19 protein-coding genes and 2 tRNA genes are annotated in these 19,416 nt (G+C 72.0%); 11 read left to right on the top strand and 10 right to left on the bottom strand.

The window, feature by feature from the left end:
• Positions 1 to 23: 23 nt before the first annotated feature.
• On the bottom strand, positions 24 to 1,262 hold the full coding sequence (locus A4R43_RS27960) for a M20 metallopeptidase family protein (protein ID WP_113695027.1): 1,239 nt from the start codon (positions 1,260 to 1,262) through the stop codon (positions 24 to 26).
• A gap of 78 nt (positions 1,263 to 1,340) precedes the next feature.
• Here A4R43_RS27960 and A4R43_RS27955 point away from each other — a divergent pair, with 78 nt between their 5' ends.
• From A4R43_RS27955 to A4R43_RS27940, 4 genes are all read left to right on the top strand, one after another.
• Positions 1,341 to 1,823: a tRNA adenosine deaminase-associated protein gene (locus A4R43_RS27955; RefSeq protein ID WP_113695026.1), complete on the top strand. Its 483-nt coding sequence runs from the start codon at positions 1,341 to 1,343 to the stop codon at positions 1,821 to 1,823.
• The gene (locus tag A4R43_RS27950) at positions 1,823 to 2,287 is read left to right on the top strand and encodes a nucleoside deaminase (RefSeq protein WP_113695025.1); all 465 of its coding nucleotides are present in this window, start codon (positions 1,823 to 1,825) and stop codon (positions 2,285 to 2,287) included. The genes A4R43_RS27955 and A4R43_RS27950 overlap by 1 nt, the downstream gene beginning before the upstream one ends.
• Before the next feature lie 63 nt (positions 2,288 to 2,350).
• Entirely contained in the window at positions 2,351 to 2,551 is a 201-nt protein-coding gene (locus A4R43_RS27945; protein ID WP_113695024.1) for a CsbD family protein, read from the top strand.
• Between the two features lie 48 nt (positions 2,552 to 2,599).
• Positions 2,600 to 2,690: transfer RNA gene (locus tag A4R43_RS27940), tRNA-Ser, on the top strand.
• 76 nt (positions 2,691 to 2,766) lie between these two features.
• Here the strand turns inward: A4R43_RS27940 and mptB are convergent.
• Complete coding sequence (mptB, locus tag A4R43_RS27935) at positions 2,767 to 4,158, bottom strand: polyprenol phosphomannose-dependent alpha 1,6 mannosyltransferase MptB (RefSeq protein ID WP_113695023.1); 1,392 nt, start codon at positions 4,156 to 4,158, stop codon at positions 2,767 to 2,769.
• A gap of 264 nt (positions 4,159 to 4,422) precedes the next feature.
• Between mptB and A4R43_RS27930 the strand changes: the two genes are divergently transcribed.
• A complete protein-coding gene (locus tag A4R43_RS27930; protein WP_162788621.1) occupies positions 4,423 to 5,655 on the top strand; it encodes an IniB N-terminal domain-containing protein in 1,233 nt (410 codons plus the stop codon).
• 214 nt (positions 5,656 to 5,869) lie between these two features.
• Positions 5,870 to 8,287: an endonuclease/exonuclease/phosphatase family protein gene (locus tag A4R43_RS27925; protein WP_236809283.1), complete on the top strand. Its 2,418-nt coding sequence runs from the start codon at positions 5,870 to 5,872 to the stop codon at positions 8,285 to 8,287.
• On the opposite strand, the gene A4R43_RS27920 is transcribed toward A4R43_RS27925, so the two are convergent.
• The 8 genes from A4R43_RS27920 to A4R43_RS27885 form a co-directional block, all read right to left on the bottom strand.
• On the bottom strand, positions 8,284 to 8,640 hold the full coding sequence (locus A4R43_RS27920) for a hypothetical protein (protein ID WP_113695021.1): 357 nt from the start codon (positions 8,638 to 8,640) through the stop codon (positions 8,284 to 8,286). The two genes, A4R43_RS27925 and A4R43_RS27920, sit on opposite strands and share 4 nt — an antisense overlap.
• Positions 8,637 to 11,396, bottom strand: a complete 2,760-nt coding sequence (locus A4R43_RS27915; protein ID WP_113695020.1) for an FtsK/SpoIIIE domain-containing protein — start codon at positions 11,394 to 11,396, stop codon at positions 8,637 to 8,639. The genes A4R43_RS27920 and A4R43_RS27915 overlap by 4 nt, the downstream gene beginning before the upstream one ends.
• Before the next feature lie 19 nt (positions 11,397 to 11,415).
• Positions 11,416 to 11,661: a hypothetical protein gene (locus A4R43_RS27910; protein WP_113695019.1), complete on the bottom strand. Its 246-nt coding sequence runs from the start codon at positions 11,659 to 11,661 to the stop codon at positions 11,416 to 11,418.
• Between the two features lie 8 nt (positions 11,662 to 11,669).
• Complete coding sequence (locus A4R43_RS27905) at positions 11,670 to 11,930, bottom strand: hypothetical protein (protein ID WP_113695018.1); 261 nt, start codon at positions 11,928 to 11,930, stop codon at positions 11,670 to 11,672.
• Positions 11,931 to 12,327: 397 nt separating this feature from the next.
• Positions 12,328 to 12,417: transfer RNA gene (locus tag A4R43_RS27900), tRNA-Ser, on the bottom strand.
• A gap of 71 nt (positions 12,418 to 12,488) precedes the next feature.
• The gene (locus A4R43_RS27895) at positions 12,489 to 12,941 is read right to left on the bottom strand and encodes a hypothetical protein (RefSeq protein ID WP_113695017.1); all 453 of its coding nucleotides are present in this window, start codon (positions 12,939 to 12,941) and stop codon (positions 12,489 to 12,491) included.
• The gene (locus A4R43_RS27890) at positions 12,938 to 14,371 is read right to left on the bottom strand and encodes a sensor histidine kinase (RefSeq protein ID WP_113695016.1); all 1,434 of its coding nucleotides are present in this window, start codon (positions 14,369 to 14,371) and stop codon (positions 12,938 to 12,940) included. The genes A4R43_RS27895 and A4R43_RS27890 overlap by 4 nt, the downstream gene beginning before the upstream one ends.
• Complete coding sequence (locus tag A4R43_RS27885) at positions 14,368 to 15,039, bottom strand: response regulator (protein WP_418190858.1); 672 nt, start codon at positions 15,037 to 15,039, stop codon at positions 14,368 to 14,370. The genes A4R43_RS27890 and A4R43_RS27885 overlap by 4 nt, the downstream gene beginning before the upstream one ends.
• Positions 15,040 to 15,156: 117 nt before the next feature.
• On the opposite strand from A4R43_RS27885, the gene A4R43_RS27880 reads away from it, so the two are divergent.
• From A4R43_RS27880 to A4R43_RS27860, 5 genes are all read left to right on the top strand, one after another.
• Positions 15,157 to 16,038: a phosphatase PAP2 family protein gene (locus A4R43_RS27880; RefSeq protein ID WP_162788620.1), complete on the top strand. Its 882-nt coding sequence runs from the start codon at positions 15,157 to 15,159 to the stop codon at positions 16,036 to 16,038.
• Positions 16,039 to 16,085: 47 nt separating this feature from the next.
• The gene (locus tag A4R43_RS27875; protein WP_236808321.1) at positions 16,086 to 16,466 is read left to right on the top strand and encodes a pyridoxamine 5'-phosphate oxidase family protein; all 381 of its coding nucleotides are present in this window, start codon (positions 16,086 to 16,088) and stop codon (positions 16,464 to 16,466) included.
• A 68-nt stretch (positions 16,467 to 16,534) separates the two neighbouring features.
• Complete coding sequence (locus A4R43_RS27870; RefSeq protein ID WP_113695013.1) at positions 16,535 to 17,998, top strand: GAF domain-containing sensor histidine kinase; 1,464 nt, start codon at positions 16,535 to 16,537, stop codon at positions 17,996 to 17,998.
• Entirely contained in the window at positions 17,995 to 18,642 is a 648-nt protein-coding gene (locus A4R43_RS27865) for a response regulator (protein ID WP_113695012.1), read from the top strand. The genes A4R43_RS27870 and A4R43_RS27865 overlap by 4 nt, the downstream gene beginning before the upstream one ends.
• Positions 18,611 to 19,261 (top strand): YigZ family protein, encoded by a 651-nt coding sequence (locus A4R43_RS27860; RefSeq protein WP_113695011.1) that lies wholly within the window; start codon positions 18,611 to 18,613, stop codon positions 19,259 to 19,261. The genes A4R43_RS27865 and A4R43_RS27860 overlap by 32 nt, the downstream gene beginning before the upstream one ends.
• Positions 19,262 to 19,416 lie beyond the last annotated feature (155 nt).

Genomic DNA, 19,416 nt, shown 5'->3' with positions numbered 1-19,416 from the left:
GCACGGGGGACATAGTGCCAGTTCTACGAGCCCAGGTGCGCCAGCGCGAAGGCGGCGTGCATCGCCACGCCGTTCGCCATCGCCTCCTCGTCGTACCGCACGCGGTTCGAGTGGTTCGGCGCCACCTCGTCCAAAGAGGTCTCCGGCGGGCACGCGCCGATGAACGCGAAGGCCCCCGGAACCCGTTGCAGGACATAGGAGAAGTCCTCGGCGCCCATGATCGGCTCCGGCATCGGCTGGGCGTACTGCACACCGAGCACCTCCTCGGCCAGCGCGTTCACCAGGTCCGCCTGGCCGGGATCGTTGGCGGTGACCGGATAGCCGGGCTCGATGTCCACCAGCACCCGGCAGCCGTGCGCGGCGCCGACGCCCTCGCAGACCTTCGGCAGCTCGGCCCGCACGAGCGCGCGCGTGCGCTCGGACAGCGTGCGGATGGTGCCTTCCAGCTCGGCGGTCTCCGGAATGATGTTGGTGGTGGTGCCCGCCGAGATGCGCGTCACCGAGAGCACCGCCGGGTCGAACACGCTGACCCGGCGCGTGATCATCGTCTGCAGCGCGCCGACCATCGCGGCGGCCGCCGGCACCGGGTCGAGCGCCTGGTGCGGGGCCGAGCCGTGGCCGCCCTTGCCGATCACCCGGACGCTGAAGCTGTCGGCCGAAGCCAGGATCGGCCCGTGCCGGGTGAGGATCCTCCCCGATTCGGCGTTCGCGTAGGTGTGCAGTGCGAAGGCCGCGCTGACCTGCTCACCGGCGGCATCGAGCACGCCTTCGTGGATCATGTGGCGCGCGCCGTGGTAGCCCTCTTCGCCGGGCTGGAACATGAACACGACGGAACCGGCCAGGTCGTCGACGCGGTCGGCGAGCAGGTGCGCGGCCGACGCGAGCATCGCGACGTGCGTGTCGTGCCCGCAGGCGTGCATGGTGCCCTCGACCTCGGAGGCGTAGTCCAGTCCGGTGTCCTCGGTGAGCGGCAGCGCGTCCATGTCACCGCGCAGCAGCACGGACGGGCCGGGCCGGGAGCCGCGCAGCACCGCGGTCAGCGCGGTGGTCGACTTGCCGCGGGTGATCTCCAGCGGCAGGCCGTCGAGCGCCTGCTCGATCGCGGCCTGGGTTTTCGGCAGGTGCAGGCCCTGCTCGGGGTGCCGGTGCAGCTTGCGCCGCAGGTCGACGGTTTTCGGTTGCAACGCCTTGGCCGCGGCCAGCAGCCCGGCGAAACGGGCGCCCGGCAGGGGCGGCAGATCGGTGGGACCGGAAGGGCTCATGTCCCGATAGTGGCACCAGTCGGGAAACGGCGTGTTTTGCGGGCGCAGCGTGGTCGGCACGCGGTATACGGTGTGCGCATGGCGGGGCAGGAGGCGATCACCGGGTTCGCGGTGGCCGTGGTGCGCGAAGACGGCCGTTGGCGGTGTTCGCAGCTGGACACCGGGGCACTGGCGGAGCTGGACGCCGCGATCACCGAGCTGGCGAAGATGCGCTCCACCGGGGCCGTTTTCGGCCTGCTGGCGGTGGACGACGAGTTCTTCGTGATCGTGCGGCCGAGCCCGCGCGGCGCGTCGCTGCTGCTGTCGGACGCCGCGGCGGCGCTGGACTACGACATCGCCGCCGACGTGCTCGACCTGCTGCGGGTCGATCCGCCGGAGGAGGACGACGACGCCATCTGGCCGGAAGGCGACCTGGAGATCCTCGCCGACTTCGGCCTGCCCGGCGCCGAGCTGGAGGTGATCGTCGGTGAGGTGGACCGCTACCCCGACGAGCAGCTCCTGATGATCGCGCAGCGCTGCGGCTTCGGTGACGAGTTCGCGAAGCTGCTCGACGAAGTGTGATGTTCGAGGGCTTGGTGCGACCCGCCATCGAGGTCGCGCGCGAGGCGTTCACCAGCGACGACGTGCCGATCGGCGCGGTGGTGTTCGCCCCGGACGGCTCGGTGCTGGCCCGCGCGCGCAACGCCCGCGAAGAACTCGGCGACCCGACGGCGCACGCGGAAGTGCTGGCCCTGCGCTCGGCGGCACGCGTTTTCGGTGACGGCTGGCGGCTGGACGGCTGCACGCTCGCGGTGACGGTCGAGCCGTGCACCATGTGCGCCGGCGCGCTGGTCCTTTCGCGCGTGTCGCGGCTGGTCTTCGGCGCGTGGGAGCCGCGGACGGGCGCGGTCGGCTCGCTGTGGGACGTGGTGCGGGATCCGCGGTTGAACCACCGGCCGGAGGTCTACGGCGGGGTGCTGGAGGCGGAGTGCGCGGCGTTGCTGGCCGAGTTCTTCGCGGGCCGCCGCGCTCACCCCGGCGAGTGATCGTCTGGTTGTTCCACATCGTGGTGGGTACCCGGGTAGGACCACAACGAAGGAGGAGCCCCGATGAGCTTCGTGGACAAGGCCAAGGACAAGGCGCAGCAGGCGGTGGGCGCGGCCAAGGAGAAGCTCGGCCACGCCACGGACAACGAGGACCTGCGCGACTCGGGCAAGGCGGACCAGACCGAGGGGCAGGTCAAGGAGGCCAGTCACGACCTGAGGGACAAGGCCAAGGGCGCGGTGCAGGACCTGAAGCGCGACCGCTGAGGCGCCCCCGGATGACCGCTCGAGAGGGCATGCAGTAACCTAGTCGGCGGTAGCGTGTCCGAGCGGCCGAAGGAGCACGCCTCGAAAGCGTGTGACGGGTAACCCCCGTCCGTGGGTTCAAATCCCACCGCTACCGCCACCAAAGCCCCCGCCTGGTCCGCCAGGCGGGGGCTTTGTCGTGCGCGGGCTTGCCGCGTGTGTCCAAATAGGACGGATCAGGGGGTCGCGGCTGGTGCGGCTGTGCGTTGTGGGGCGCGGGTCAGCGCGAAGTAGGCGAAGCCGACCAGAAGGGCACCGCCCAGGTAGCCGGTGATCAGGGACAGGACGTTCCCCGAAAGCGGCGGCAGGAGTACCGAGAAAACCCCCAGGCCCACCGCCAGCCAAGTCCTCAGCCGACCCGCGGGCAGGCTGGCGGCCAGCGGGATCGCCGCCCACAGCACATACCAGGGTTGCACCACCGGCCCGAAGACCACCACAAAACCCAGCATCGCGCCCAAAGCGGGCACGGCGGCCAGCCGACCGGTCAGCTGGCGGTGGATGACCAGGCCCACACCCGCGATGATCACCGCGTATCCGATGAGCTTGCCGACGCCGATCATGGTCTGCGTGATGCTCGCCCCGAACAGCGAACCGGCACCACCAAGCAGGAAGCCGAACCAGTTCGTCGGGGCCATCCAGCTGTTCACCGTGCCGGACGTGGTCAGCGTCCGCACCCAGCCGAAGCCGAAGCCGGTGCCGACCGACACCGCCGTCGCGACGAAGGCCATGGTCAGCGCCATCACCCCACCCCAGGCCACCAGCCGGCGGAAGGTGGCGCCGTACCGCCGCGCCAGCGCGGTGCCGATCACCGCCAGCGCGACGATCGCGGGCAGCTTCACCAGCGCGCCCGCGGTGACCAGCAGCACGCCGACGGTCAGCTTCGCCCATTCGATCCGGCCCGCCAGCGCGTCCAGCGCGAGCGCGGTGCCCGCCAGCATGAGCCCCAGCATCAGCGAGTCGTTGTGCACCCCGGCCACGAAGTGCCACAGCACCAGCGGGTTCAGCACGCCGAGCCACAGCGCCGTCCGCTCGGGCACACCGGCCAGCGCGGCCAGCCGCGGCACCGCCCAGACGATCATCAGCAGGCCCGCCACCTCGACGAACCGGTGCGCCAGCAGGCCGGCGACCGGGTTCTCGCCGACGATCCCGGCGATCCACGCCTGGAACTCGGTGAACAGCGGACCGTACGGCGACGGCGAGTCACGCCAGTAGCCGCTCACCCGCTCGGTCATCGCGGACGCCTCGCCGAGACCCGTCGCCGGGCCGATCGTGTACGGGTCGAGCCCGCGCGCGGCGATCTCCCCCTGCGCCAGATAACTGTGCAGATCCCCGCTGAACAGCGGCGGGGCGGCGAGCAGCGGCACCGTCCACAGCGCCAGCGTCCACCGCAGCCACCGCGCGTCCGGCAGCTCCTCGGCCCGGCCGAGCAGGAACCAGGCCAGCACCAGCAGCCCCATCCCGGCCACCCCGGCCGCCAGTACCGGCGCGCCGCCCTTGACCAGCGAGGTCACCACGAGCAGCAGCACCCCGGCGAGGCCGGTCCAGCGCAGTTGATCAGGTCGGAGCACCGCGTCATGCTGTCACGGTGCCCCTCACCCCCCGGAACCACCCGGGCGTGCGGTGGGAAAACTCGCAGTTGGGGACGCCCACCCAGTTGGTGATCCCCTAACCCCCTAATGGGTGAGTAGGTGTCCCCTCGTTCGGATGAGGGGGATCGCCGCGTGTGATCCCCGATGACCGTTCGGTCTCGAGTCCATAACGTCAGTCCCGGCACGCGGGCCGGTTTTCGCCGTCGTGCCTGGACGCTTTTCCCGCCTATGAGGAGTTCGACCTTGTCTCTCCAGGACGTGACCCTGCACGACTTCGTGCTCAACCTGCTGACCGACGACGCTGCCCGGTCCGCCTTCGCCGCCGACCCCACCGCCGTGCTGAGCGACGCCGGCCTGGGTGACGTCACCGCGCAGGACGTGCAGGAGGTGCTGCCGCTGGTCGCCGACCAGGCCGGGCTGCCCGTCACCGACCTGCTCGGCGCGCTGCCGACCGACGGTGCCGAGAGCGCCGTGCAGACCCTCGAGTTCTTCGCCCACCAGGTGACCGGCCAGGTCGCCCCGCTGCTGGGTGACTTCGCTTCCGCCACGCAGGCCGAGGACGGCGCGTTCGCCAACAGCTTCGGCTTCGCCAACGAGCTCCTCACCGGCGGCAGCGCCATCGCCGCCGACGGCACCGAGTTCGCCGCCAGCCAGGGCGTCGGCACCGCGCTGGGTGACCTGGGCCTGGCCACCGCCGGTGGCTCCGAGGGCCTGGCCGGCAGCCTCGGCTTCGGCAACGACAGCCTCGCCGCCCAGGGCGCGACCGCGGTCGGCCTCGACGGCCTCGCCGCCAGCGGTGGCGTCGGCACCGACGCCGCGGGCGTCGGCCTGGCCGCGGCCGGTGGCCTCGACGGGCTCGCCGGCAGCACCGAGGTCGACACCGTGCTCGGCGGTGGCGACGGCGCGCTGGCCGTGAGCACCCAGGGTGCCGCGGTCGGTGGCGGCCTCGAGACCCCGGTCGGCGACCTGGGCCTCCAGGTCGGCGCGGACCTGACCGGCAACCCGGCCGACGCGCTGAGCCTGCAGGTCGACTCGCCGCTGGGCTCGTTCGGCCTGGACGACGTCACCTCGGCCCTGCCGATCGACCAGGTCACCTCGGCCCTGCCGGTGGACGTGCCCACCAGCCTCCCGGCCGAGCTGCCGACCGACTCCGCGCTGGGCTCGTTCGGCCTCGACGGCCTCGGCGACCTGACCTCCGCGCTGCCGGTGGACCTGCCGACCGACCTGTCGGCGCTGCCCACCAGCCTCCCGACCGAGCTGCCCACCGAGCTGCCCGTCGACCTCCCGGTCGCGAACGAGCTGCCCGCGGTCGGCGAGGTCACCGGCGCGGTCGGCGACGTCACCAGCTCCGTCACCGGCGCCGTCCAGGACAGCCCGGTCGGCGGCCTGGTCGAGAACACCCCGGTGGGCGACCTGGCCCCGCAGGTGGGCAACCTGCCGGTGGTCGGCGACCTGACCGACGGGCTCGGCCTCTAAGCACCACCCAGCAGTACTTCCTCGACGCACCAGCGAAGGCGGGCACCGGAAACCCCGGTGCCCGTCTTCGTGCGCACGGCGGTAACCGTTGCGCATACGTCTTCCCTCGTTCACCCGTCTGGGTAAGGATGCCTCCGGTACTTACCGAACGAGAGGACTGCGGGTGACCTCGCTCCGACGCAGACGAACCGGGCCGGCCACCATCGCCGGTGCGGTGGCCGTCTCCCTTGCCGTAACGCTCGCCCCCGCGGCGCTGGCCGCGCCGAGCCCGGACGCGGTGATTGCCGAGGTCTACGGAGGCGGCGGCAATTCCGGCGCCTCGCTGACCACGGACTTCATCGAGCTGGCCACCGCCGGTGGCGCGGTCGCGCTGGACGGCTGGAGCGTGCAGTACCTGCCCGCGTCGGCGAGCCCGTCCAGCCAGTGGCAGGTCACCCCGCTCGCCGGCAGCCTCCAGCCCGGCGGCCGGTACCTGGTCGCCGAGGCCAGTGGCGCCGGCGGCACCACGCAGCTGCCGACGGCGGACGCCACCGGCACCATCGCGCTGTCCGCCACCGCGGGCACGGTCGCGCTGGTCACCGGCACCGAGCGGCTGACCTGCCGCACGGCCGCCGACTGCGCCGCCGACCCGCGCATCCGCGATCTCGTCGGCTACGGCTCGGCCGTGGTCCGCGAGGGCACCGCCGCCGCGGCGACCGCGAACACCACCTCGTCCGCGCGCGCGACGCTGGCCGACACCGACAACAACGCGGCCGACTTCGCCACCGGCGAGCCGACCCCGGTGAACAGCAAGGGCGAGACCCCCGGCGGCGCCGAACCCGGGGTGCCCGCGCGCATCCACGAAATCCAGGGCACCAAGCGCCTGTCGCCGTTCGACGGCAAGCGGGTCAAGGACCTCACCGGGGTGGTCACCGCCCTGCGCACCTTCGGCAGCGCCCGCGGTTTCTGGCTGACCGACCCGGCTCCCGACGACGACCCGCGCACCAGCGAGGGCCTCTTCGTGTTCACCGGCAGCACCACGCCGTCGGTCAAGGTGGGTGACGCGGTGACCGCGTCGGGCACGGTCAAGGAGTTCTACCCGGACAACCCGGCCAGCTCGAACTACCAGTCGCTGACCGAGCTGACCAGTGCACAGTGGACGGTCACGTCGAGCGGCAACGAGCTGCCCGCGCCGACCGTCGCCGGGCCGGAAACCGTGCCGGACGCGCTGGTCGCGCAGCCGGGCGGCACCATCGAAGGCCTCGACCTGGAACCCGCCAAGTACTCGCTGGACTTCTGGGAAGCCCACGAAAGCGAGATCGTGCAGGTCTCGGACGCGCGGATCGTCAGCCGCAGCACGCAGTACAACGAGCTGTACGTGACCACGAAGCCGCAGGAGAACGCGACCGCCCGCGGTGGCAGCGCCTATCTCGGCTACGACCGGCCGAACACCGGCCTGCTCAAGGTCGAATCGCTGATCCCGTTCGCCGAGCGCCCGTTCCCGCGGGCCAACACCGGTGACGTGCTGACCGGCCTGACCTCGGGCCCGGTGGAGTACGACAGCTTCGGCGGTTACACGCTGTTCGCCAGCGTGCTCGGTGAGGTCAAGGACAACGGCCTGGTCCGCGAGACCACGCGCAAGCAGCGCACCGGCGAGCTGGCCGTGGCCACCTACAACGTGGAGAACCTGTCCGCGGTCGACGAGCAGTCGAAGTTCGACGCGCTCGCCGACGGGGTGGTGAAGCACCTGGCGTCGCCGGACATCGCGACGCTGGAGGAGATCCAGGACAACAACGGCGCCGAAGCAGAGGGCGACGGCGTGGTCGCCGCCGACCAGACGCTCAAGCGGTTCACCGACGCCATCGCGGCGAAGGGCGGCCCGCGATACGAGTGGCGCCAGATCGACCCGCAGGACGTGCGCGACGGTGGTGAGCCGGGCGGCAACATCCGCGTCGGCTTCCTGTTCAACCCGGCGCGGGTGTCCTTTGTGGACCGCCCGGGTGGCGACGCGACCACCCCGGTCGGGGTGGAGAAGGAGCGCGGCAAGGCCAAGCTGACCGTCTCACCCGGACGCGTCGACCCGGCCAACGCGGCCTGGGAGAACAGCCGCAAGCCGCTCGCCGGTGAGTTCAGCTTCCAGGGCCGCAAGGTTTTTGTGGTGGCCAACCACTTCGCCTCCAAGGGCGGGGACCAGCCGACGCACGGCCGGTTCCAGCCGCCTGCGCGGACCTCGGAGACCCAGCGGCTGCAGCAGGCGCAGGTGTTGCGTGGCTTTGTCGACCAGCTGCTGGCGGCGGACCGCAACGCGAACGTGGTGGTCGCCGGTGACCTGAACGACTACCCGTTCTCGCCGGCCGTGCGGACGCTGACCGACGGCGGTGCGCTCGAGGCGCTGATCGACACGCTGCCCGAGAACGAGCGGTACAGCTACGTGTTCGAGGGCAACTCGCAGGTGCTGGACCACATCCTGACGTCGCGGGCGCCGCGGGGCGTGGACTACGACGTGGTGCACATCAACGCCGAGTTCGCCGAGCAGGCCAGCGACCACGACCCGCAGGTGGTGCGGTTCCGGCCGGGCAGCGGGAACGCCGTGCAGGACGGCCTTTCCGACCTGCTCGACTGGCTCGAGCAGCTGCTCGCGCACCGGCCCTAGCGGGCGCGCCAGCCGAGTTTCAGGATCGCCTGCACCAGGTCCTGGTACGCGGCGCGGACCTCTTCCAGGTAACGGTCGAGGTACGCGCCGCGTGCCGACGGGTTCGGCTCCGGCCCGTCACCGGCTTCCAGCCAGGACAGCCGCGAGACGTTGTCGTCGGCCATGCGCCACCAGCGGTTGACACGTTCGATGGTCTGCGCCTCGCGTTCCCTGGCCGCGGCGACGGCCTCGTGCGCGTCGGCCAGTACGCGCTCCAGTTCGTCGGCCCTGGCCAGCTCCCAGGTGCGCAGGTTCTCCTCCGCGCCCCTGGCCAGTCCGATGATCTCCTTGTACCGCATGGCCGCCGTACTCATCCGCTCACCTGCTCGGGATCGGGGTGGTGGAAGGGAATCAGCACTTCGGGGCTGGCGTGCGTGGTGCGGTCGAAGAACAACGCGCGGCCCGGCCGCGGTGACCAGTGCACCACCTGCCCGGCGCAGAACGGGCTCAGCTCGCTGCCCTGCACGTCCAGCGCCGCCCACGCCCCGATGTCGTCGGTGCCGGCGAAGCCGAGCGTGTCCTTGAGCCTGGCGATCGCCCGCCACCAGCCGATCGTGTGGAAACCCGCACCGGGACCCTGCTTCAGCAGCACCCGGAAGTGGTCCAGGCCGCTCTTGAGCACCCCGGGTGCCTTCGCCTCCAGCGCGGGCAGCGCGGCCTCCGCGCCGTACAGCAGCAGGACGCGTTGCTTGTCCACAGAGGACAGTTCGTCGGCCAGTTCGGCCAGCTTCTCGGACAACTCGGCCGGGGCCACCGTGGTGACCTCGTGCCCGACTCCGGCCAGTCGCTTGGTCAGTTCCTCGACCGACGGCTGGCAGCGCTCGACCAGGCAGCACACCACGAACTCGACCTGGCCCTCGGTGTACTGCTGGGCCAGCGACCGCGCGCAGGAGTCCATGATGGACAGTGCTTCGCGGATCGCCGTGCCGAGCACCGCGAAGTTCCGGCCGGGTGTCGGCGAGAGCTCCACGCCGTGTGCCGCGTTCTGCACGTCGATGGTCTGCCCGACGAGCGTGCGTGGCCGGGTGCTCGGCCCCAGCCGCTTGAACTCGTCGTTCTCCTCCAGCAGCGGGGAGATCGCACCGTCGAACAGCCGCGGCTCGGCGGTACCGCTGGCGTAGCGCTCCCACAGCCGGCGTTGAAGTTTGGGAAATACGTCCTTTGTGGACGCGTCCGGCACGTGGGCCAGCTGATTCCCGTGCGACACCCCGGAATCGTGGTTGATCACCGCGTGCCAGCGCGGCGCGGAGACGGCCGCCTCGTTGGTCTCGGCCAGCACCCGGCGCGCCTTCGGCATCGCGATGCGCAGCGTGCACTGCTCGAAGATGGCCGGCTTGCCCCAGAACGCCTCGATCCCGGCCACGTCCTGGCTGGCCAGCACCAGGTGGATGCCCTGCGACCGGCCGCGCCGCGCGATGTCCTCCAGCAGCGAGGTGGCCTGCGCGGTCACCGTGTCGCGGCCGGCGAACAGGTACTGGAACTCGTCGATCACCGCGACGATCCGCGGCCAGTGCCCGTTCGGGTCCTGTTCGCGCAGGTCGGCGAGGTTGGTCACCTCGTGGTCCTTGGCCGCGGCCGACCGCCGCCGCAGCTCGTCGGCGAGGAAGCGCAGCAGCGCGAGGCCGAACTCGCGGTCGGTGTTGACGTTCACCCCGACCAGCTTCGCGTGCGGCAGCCAGCTGGAGTCCTTGCGGCCCGGCGCGAGCCCGGCGAAGGACACGCCCTCCTTGAAGTCGAGCAGGTACAGCGCCAGCTCGCTGGGGGAGTACCGCGCGGCGAGGCTGCCGAGCAGCGCGTAGAGGAAGTTCGTCTTGCCGGATCCGCTGGGCCCGCCGATCAGCGCGTGCGGGCTGGCGTCGCCGATCACCACCTCGACCGGGTCGCCCTCGTAGAAGCCGACCGGGGCGCGGAGTTCCTGGGCCGAACGCTCCTGCCCCAGCTCCTCCGGCAGCAGGTCGGCGAACGAGCGCGGCCCGCCCTGCTTCTGGATCAAGGCCTCGGCGAGCCGGGTGGCGGCCATGCTGACCTGGCCGGACGGCAGCGGCGGGTCCAGCGTCACCACCAGCTCGGAGCCGGTCATGCTGCAGATCGCCTTGCGCTCGTCCGGTAGCAGGCTGATGCCCTCCACCGAACCGCCGAGCGTGGTCGGCACGTCCACCAGGATCAGCGAGATCCCGGCGGACAACGCGCCGCTGGCCACGCGGCGCAGGTCGCGCAGGCGTTCCGGTTGCAGTTCCTCGCCGTTGCCGAACAGCACCGCGATGCGCCACGGCTCCAGCCGCTTGCCGGTGGCCAGGCGCATGGCCCGCAACGAGGTGTGCCCGCCCTGCATGGTGTGCGCGTGGATGCGGCGGATGTGCCCGGCCAGCTCGTCGAGCAGGTCCTGCAGGCGGGTCGGGTCGCAGATGTTCAGCGCGCCGGTGCGGCTGAGCGGGTACAGGTTCGGCAGCACCGCGGTGAGCTGGCCGACGTCCCACAGGTGCACCCGGACCGCGCCCGGTTCGAAGGTGGACAGCACCCGCATCAGCAGGTTCTCCACCAGCGCGTCCACCGTCGCCCTGGTCTTCGGCGCGGAGGTGATGGACAGGTGCGACTCGTCGAGCAGCGGGACCGCCACGTCGAAGGTCTGCGCCACCCCGGTGGTCTTGCTGTCCACTGTGGACGTGCCGATCCGCCACAGTTCCGGCACCGACGTGCCGGGATTGGTGCCGACGCGGCCGAGCCAGTGCCCCGGCGGCTGCCCGGCCGGTCCCGGGGCCGCGGCGGCCACCAGTTCCCGCAGCGTGTTCGGCCCTTCGGCCCAGTCCTGGTAGAACTGCCCGCGCACGGTCTGCAGCCAGTTGACCACCTCGGCCATGCCCGGCTGCCGCGAGCGCTCGGCGATCGCCTCGTCGGCGCCCGCCCGCTCGATGCCGGCGCGCACGATCATCCGTTCCAGCTCGAGCTTGGCCAGGTCGGCTTCGGCGGTCTCCCGCGCGCTCGCCGCCGCGCCCAGCGCCAGCCCGAGGTGACGGCGGAGCTGGTCCAGTGCCGCCGTCACGCGTCCGCGTTGCTCGCTGCGCTTGCTCATTTCCGCCTCACGACTACGACTACAGCATGGCCAGATAGGTGCCCAGCGCCTCGTCGGCCCCGGCGATCCGGGATTTGTGCGTGTCCAGCTGCTCGGCCGCCTGCGTCAGCTGCGGCGGGATCCACGGATCCGCCTGCGCCTGCGGGTCCACGATCGCGCGGCGCGCCTCGGCGAGCAGTTCGCCGGCCCGGTCGAGGTGCGCCACCGCGTCCGCCGCGGCGGCGCGCACCGCCGTCAGCCGTTCGTGGAGTTCGGAAACGGACATCGGCGCGATTACAGCCGGGCCGAGTAGGAATCGGCGGCCGAAATGGCCGCCTGAATGGTGCTCTGCGTGCCGGTGATGCCCTGCAGTGCTTCGGCGAACATGCCGTGGGCCTGGCCGACCTCCGGCTGGCTGCTGCCCGAGGTCGCCTGCGCCAGCGAGAGCTGGGCTTCTTCGAGGGCCTGCGCGGCCTGCTGGAGTGCGGCGACGCTGGCGTTCGCCTTCTCCTTGGAGAGCGCGATTCCCGCGCGGATCTCATCCACTCCGGGCATGGGGTTGTTGGCTCCTTGAACGATCGATGGTGCGTGGTCGCGTCCGGTCTTCGGCGAGGGTGCCCGGCCGCGACCCCGAACGGGTCAGGCCCCGGACGAGGTGCCGTCCGGGGCCGGTAGACGGCGGAAACACTAGTGGTAGCGCGCGGCAACGACGGACCGAACCCCCCGTGCACCGGACCGGCTGCCAGTATTAGCGTCGGCGCCCTTCGCCTCCGGAATGGGGAGCGTGCGGCAGCGCGAGATCGTGGCCTCATCGGCGGGCTCCAACGCTTGGCGGCACTAGTGTCAAAGCAGTATGCGGGCCCGGAGGTGGCACGGAGAATCCAGCGAACGGGTAGCCCGTGCTCACGCAGCGAGGTCCCCGGCGCAGCACGCTGCCGGGGACCTCGCTGGTTGGCGGAGGATACGGGATTCGAACCCGTGAGGGCTTTTACACCCAACACGATTTCCAATCGTGCGCCTTAGGCCGCTCGGCCAATCCTCCGCCGAGAAGGCTACAGGACCGCCGCCCGGGACCCGGTTGCGGGGTCTGAGCTGGGCGAACACGCTCGCCGGTCAACCGGCGGGGCAGCCGAACAGGTCGCGGCTGCCGTTGGTGCCGGTGACCCGCAGCGCGCCCCACAGGCCGGTGGCCACCGTGGTGCAGCTGAGCTGGTCGAACGCGGTCTCCGGCACCTGCTCCAGCGGGACGGGCAGGGAAACCGCGAGCTGGCCGGTGAAGGCGACCTTCCCGCCGGTCGGGATGTGGGTGGACAGCCCGCGTTTCTGCTCTTCGGCGTTCGGGCCGCGGACCAGCGCGGTGAGCACGCTTTCCGGACTCGCCAGTCCCGGAGTCGACCGGCTGATCGGGTAGATGCGGTCGTCGAGCAGGAAGTAGAGGGTCATTTCCGCGCGGTTCGACGCCGGGAACGCCGGGCCGGGACCGGCCGGGATGGGACCGTCGGTCGGCCGCACGCCACAGGCCGTGAGCAGGCACAACAGCAGGACGGCCCCGAGCACGCGCCTCATCGCGGCACCACCGGGAACCGGGGCAGCCGCAGGGTGAACCGCGCGCCGCCGCCGGCCCGGTTCTCCGCCTGGAGGTCACCGCCGTGCATGCGTGCGTTCTCCAGTGCGATGGCCAGCCCGAGCCCGCTGCCGTCGGACCGCGCGCGGGCGCTGTCGGCCTTGTAGAACCGCTCGAACACGTGCGGGAGCACCGCCGGATCGATGCCGGGGCCCCGATCGGTCACCTCCACCGACACCATCGTGTCGGTCCCCCGCAGGGTCACCTCGACCGGGGGACCGCCGTGACGCAGCGCGTTTCCGACCAGGTTCGCCACGATCACGTCCAGCCGCCGCCGGTCCACCACGGCGCTGACGCCCTCGGGCAGGTCGAGCACCAGTTCGCTGCCTTCGCGCCAGCCACGCGCGGCCATGCTGTCGGTGATCGCGGTGGCCAGGTCCCACTGGTCGAGCTGCAGGTCGGCGCGGTTGGTGTCGAACCGGGAGATCTCGATCAGGTCCTGCACCAGCCGCGCGAGCTTGCGGGTCTCGGCGGACACCAGCCGGGCGGCCACGGCGGTGTCCGGTGGCAGCTGCCCGGCATCCTCGTCCAGCACCCCGGTCACCGCGCTCATCGCGGTCAGCGGGGTGCGCAGCTCGTGCGAGACGTCGGCGACGAACCGGCGCGCGGCGGCCTCCATCTCCCGAAGTTCGCCGACGGTCCGGTCGAGCGCGACCGCGGTTTCGTTGAAGGTGGCCACCAGCTCGGCCAGCTCGTCGGAACCGCGGACGCGCAGCCGGGTGTCGAGTTTGCCCTCGGCCAGCCGTCGCGCGGCCAGGTTGAGCTGGCGGACCGGCCGGAGCACCCCGCGGGCGGCGAGCAGCGCGAGCCCGGCGGCCAGCGGGAGTACCAGTGCCACGGTCAGCCAGGCCCACCGCGCCAGGTCCTCGATGGCGTTCTGCTCGTCGGCCAGCGAAATAGACGAGTACACCTCGATACCGGTGGGGCCCGTCACCCCCGTCGCGTCGGGGCCCAGCACCGGCACGCCGACGTAGAACATCGGCGTCCCGCTCGAATCCACCCGCTGGAACTGGATGCGCTCCGAGCCGCCGACCGCCGAGCGCAGCTGCGCGGGCACCGCGGTGATCGGCATGCCGCGGTTGGCCGAGGTGCTGCCCTGGTAGGTCACCACGGTGGCGCCGTCGACGCGGCTGGCGAGCGTGTCCAGATCGGCCTGTCCCGGTGGTACGGACAACTGCGGCAGGGTGTCCGCCACCCGCTGCTTGACCTCGTTCATGAAGTCGTCCTGCGCGGTGGCCAGCATGGTGTTGCGGGCGGAGACGTAGCTGGCGCCGCTGGCCGCGGCCGCGCCGAGCACGGTGGCCAGCGCGAAGGCGGCCAGCAGCCGGGGCCGCAGCCCGGACAGCCACTGCCACGGCCGGTTCCGGTTCATGGGCGGTTGAAGCGGTACCCGAAGCCGCGCACGGTCTCCACGTGCCGCGGGCTCGCCGGCACGTCTTCGATCTTCGCGCGCAGCCGCTGCACGCAGGCGTCCACCAGGCGCGAGTCGCCGAGGTAGTCGTGCTCCCAGACCGCTTCGAGAATCTGCTGGCGGCTGAGCACGCGGCCGGGCGTGCGGGACAGTTCGAGCAGCAGCTTCAGCTCGGTCGGCGTCAGCTGCACCGGCTCCCCGCGCAGGGTGACCACCAGCCCGGTGCGGTCGATCACCAGGTCGCCGTACTGCTCGGTGGCGGTCTGCTGCTCGCTGACCGCGCGCCGCAGCACGGCGCGGATGCGGGCGTCCAGCACGCGCGGCTCCACCGGCTTGACCACGTAGTCGTCGGCACCGGCTTCGAGCCCGGCGACCACGTCGAAGTCGTGGCTGCGCGCGGTGAGCATGATGATCGGGGTCTCGCCGCCGGCGCGGATGCGACGGCAGGTCTCGAAGCCGTCGATGCCGGGGAGCATCAGGTCCAGCACCACGATGTCGGGGCGGTGCTCACGCAGCCGGTCGAGCCCGTGCTCACCGGACTCCGCGGCGTGCACGACGTGCCCCTGGCGGCGCAGGGCCAGCCCGAGCCCCTCGCGCACGGCAGCGTCGTCCTCCACCAACAACACCATGGCCACCGGGTCATTAAACCGACGGCGTGGCCGGTTCGCGATCCGTGCCCGCCTTTGTGGCAAAACCATGACATTACCCGGACGAGACCGCGAAACGGCGTGGCCAGCATGGGATTCATGCAGGTCAGTCTGGTTCTGGAAAACTCGCTCGGCCCGGCTGGAGCACCCGCCGAGAAGGTGCACGCCTACCCGGCGTGGCACCGCCGCGGCCGCCGGATCGCCGCCCTCCCGCTGCTCGGCGCGCTCGGCTGTGTGCTCGCCTTCGCCTACACCTACTGGTTCTTCGTGCTCACGCCGTCCGGGCAGCGGATCGAGAACAACGCGCTGCTCGCCGGTCGTCCGTCCACAACGGACTCGATTGCGGGATTGCTGCGAGACGTGGATTTTGTGCCGGTGCTCGGGGTGACCGCGGTGGTGCTGCCGCTGCTCGCGCTGGCGCGCCGCCGGTACGCGCTGGCGGGCGGCGCGCTGGTGACCCTGCTCGGTTCGCTGGCCGCCGCGCAGTTCCTCAAGCTCGCCGTGCTGCCGCGGCCGCGACTCGGCGACAGCGACGGCGCGCCGGGGCACAACAGCTTCCCGAGCGGGCACGTCACCGCCGCGATGGCCGTGCTGCTGGCCACCATGCTGGTGCTGCCGCGCCGGTACCGGTGGTGGGCCGCGATCCCGGGCGCGCTGGGCGTGGCGTGGGTGGCCGCGTCCACCGTGGTGCTCGGCTGGCACCGGCTCAGCGACACGCTCGGCGCGTTTTTCCTGGTCAGCGCGCTCTGCTGCCTGGCCATCACCTTTCGCGGGCAAAAGCCGCGGCGGTCGTTCGGGGCGCAGGTCACCGCGTTGCTGGTGCCGGTGCTGGTGGCCGGGACCGGGTACCTGGCGACCAGCGCGGGTGCCGAGGGCGGCGGTGTGCTGGTGATGGCGGTGGTGCTGGCCGCGCTGTCGTCGATGGTGATGGTGGCGCTGGTGACCTGGCTGATGCTCGGGGAGCGGGTCCAACGGCCCTAGTGGACTCCGGCGGTTCCCGGCACCGTGTCGCCATGGGGGAAGGCGCGGTGAGGACGGGTGGGAAGCCGATGCTCGACTCGTTCGGCCAGGAGGTGCTCGACCGGGCACAGTCGCTGGAACTGCTGGGCACCGCGGAGGTCGGCCGGGTGGTCTTCACCGATCGGGGCATGCCCGCCGTGCAGCCGGTCCGGTTCGCGCTCGACGAGCACGCGCTGCGGTTCGCGGTACCGGCGGCGAGCCTGCTCGCGTCGGCCGCGCGCGGGAACGTGCTGGCCTTCGAAGCCGACTCGCTCACCCCGGAACTGGACGACGGCTGGTGGGTCACCGTGCTCGGGCACGCGGACCCGGCCGAGGAAACCGGAAGCGAGTGCGTGGTGCGCATTTCACTCGAAGTGGTGGCGGGGCGCCGGGTGGGCGTGGGCCAGTAACGAACAGCCCGCCGAACTCGACCACTCTGGCGGAAGATCCCCTGCCGAACGGGACCGGTGCGCACCCTGTGAACGACCACGGCGCCCAGCGCTTGCTGGACGCGGTCATCAGCATCGCCCACGGCTCCGGCGTGCCCGAGATCCTGCACCGGGTGGCCGCCGCCGCGTGCGCGCTGACCGGTGCGCCCGAAGGCGTGGTGCTGCGCACCGGCGCCGCGCCGACATCGGCCGACGGCGCGCTGGTGGTGCCGATCGACGTGCGCGGCGAGCGCTTCGGCGAGGTCCGGCTGACCGGCAAGGAGTTCACCGAAGCCGACGCCGGGCTGGTGCGCACGCTGCTCACCGCGGCGGCCGGGTCGATCGGCAACGCGGCCCTGTACGAGCAGGCCGAGCAGCGCGAACGCTGGCTGCGTGCCTCGCACGACGTGACTTCGGCGCTGCTGTCCGGTGAGGATCCCGAGGCCACGCTGCGGTTGATCGCCGGGCGCGCGTGCCAGGTGGCCGGCGCGACCGCGGGCGGGATAGCGCGGCCCACCGACGAAACCGCCGCCGTGCTCGAATTCGCGGTGGTCGAACCACCGGGGCCGGACGCCGACCGGCTGACCGGGCTGACCGTGCCCGCCGAGGGCACCGCCACCGGCATGGCGTTCACCAGCGGCGAGCCGGTGGTGGTGCGCCGCTACGGCGACCACGTGACCGTGCAGCAGTCCGGAGTGGACCTGCCGCCGGTGGTCGGCGACCTGGACTCCGCGGTGGCCGTGCCGTTGCGGGTCGGCGGGGAGTCGCTGGGTGTGCTGGTGGTGGCCAAGCTGCGTGACGAGGTGCCGTTCACCGACGTCGAGGTCCGGCTCGCGCTGACCTTCGGCGCGCACGCCGCGCTGGCCATGGAGTTCGCCAGGGCCGAGCAGGACCGGCAGCGCCTGGCCGTGCTGGAGGACCGCGACCGCATCGCGCGCGACCTGCACGACCTGGTGGTGCAGCGGTTGTTCGCGATCGCGCTGGGGCTGGAGTCGACCGGGCTGCTGCTCGACGAGCCCCGCGTGGCCGAGCGGCTGCGGCGGTTCGTCGACGACCTCGACGCCACCATCACCGAGGTCCGCAACAGCATCTTCGCCTTGCAGCAACCGGCGGAGGGCCTGCGCGCGCGGATCGCGCGGGCCTGCGCCGAGGCGGCGTCGAGCCTCGGGTTCGAACCGCACGTCGGTTTCGCGGGCGCGGTGGACGCCGCCGTGCCACCGGCGGTGGAGGCGGATCTGTTCGCCACCCTGCGCGAGGCGTTGTCGAACGTGGCGCGGCACAGCGGCGCGACCAAGGTGTCGGTGACCGTGGCGGTGGACGGGCAGGGCAGCGAGCTGCGGTTGACGGTGGCGGACAACGGGACCGGCATCGGCGAGCCGGTCCGGCGCAGTGGGCTGGCGAACCTGGCCGCGCGGGCCGCGCGCTGGCACGGGACCAGCGCTGTACACGGTGAACCCGGCCGTGGTACGACCGTCGACTGGGCGATCCGGCTGCCCGGTGAGAGGGCGAAATGACGGTATCGGTGTTCCTGCTCGACGACCACGAGCTCGTGCGCACGGGGTTGCGCACGGTGCTGGAGGCCAGCGGCGACCTGGTGGTGTGCGGGGAGGCGGCGACGGCCGCCGAGGCGCTCACCCGGATCCCCGCGGCGCGCCCGGACGTGGCGATCCTCGACGTGCGCCTGCCCGACGGCGAGGGCATTTCGGTGTGCCGGGAGATCCGCGCGTCGGTCGAGCCGCCGCCCGCCTGCCTGATGCTCACCTCGTACTCCGACGACGAGGCGTTGTTCGGCGCGATCATGGCCGGGGCCGCCGGGTACATGCTCAAGCAGGTCTCCGGTGGTGACCTGGTCAACGCGGTGCGCACGGTGGCCGCGGGCGGTTCGCTGCTCGATGCCCACCTGACCGCGTCGGTGCTGAGCAGGCTGCGCGGGGACGACGGGCCGGCCGATCCCGGGTACGACCAGCTCAGCCCGCAGGAACTCCGGGTGCTCGACCTGGTCGCGGCCGGGCTGACCAACCGCCAGATCGCCGTCCGGCTCGGGCTGGCGGAGAAGACGATCAAGAACTACGTATCGTCGTTGCTGCACAAGCTCGGGTTCGAACGCCGGACGGAGGCCGCGGTGTATGCCACCAAGCGCAGGCGGTCCCATCCCTGACCGCGACACCTACCGCAGCGTCGCCGCGGCCGGGGTGCACGAGATCGAGGTGCGCCGGTCGCGGTTCCGGTGCGCGCTGGCGCCGGTCGATTCGGCCGAGGCCGCACGCGAGGTGATCGCCGAACGGCGTCGCGCGGAACCGGCGGCCCGGCACCACTGCCACGCGTTCGTGCTCGGCCCGGACGGCCGCATCCAGCGCTCCAGCGACGACGGCGAACCGGCGGGCACCGCGGGCACGCCGATGCTCGAGGTGCTGCGGCGGCGCGAGCTGACCGACACCGTTGCCGTGGTGAGCCGCCACTTCGGCGGGGTGCTGCTCGGCGCGGGCGGGCTGATCCGCGCGTACGGGCAGGCGGTCGCCGACGCGATCGACGCCGTCGGCACGGTCGAGTACCGGCGGCTCAGCCTGCTGCGGGTGAGCGTGGACTACGGCCGCGCCGGGCGGATCGAGGGCGAACTGCACTCGTCGAAGTACCGGGTGCTCGGCACGCACTACGACAGCGCGGCCCGCTTCGACGTCGGCGTCCGGCCCGATCAGGTGGCCGGGTTCCGCGCGTGGCTGGCCGAGGCCACCGGCGGTGGCGCGGTGGTCGAGGAAACCGGCGAGGACTGGGTCTGAGCGAACGGCCGAGAAAAACCCTTCGGCCCGGTGTATCTGGCGGGGATTTCCGCGCCTCCTTGTTTCCGTGGTGCTCGCGGTAGGGCCGTTGGACCCGGACCGGTGCGGGGCATGGGGCCCTGGCCGGTCAGCCGCGGACATTGAAAGCTGGGAGC

Origin of the sequence: Amycolatopsis albispora (assembly GCF_003312875.1) — a bacterium.
GTDB classification, from domain to species: Bacteria; Actinomycetota; Actinomycetes; order Mycobacteriales; family Pseudonocardiaceae; genus Amycolatopsis; species Amycolatopsis albispora.
The sequence above is the reverse complement of the archived record's forward strand: the minus strand, read 5'-3'. Positions and strand labels throughout refer to the sequence as shown.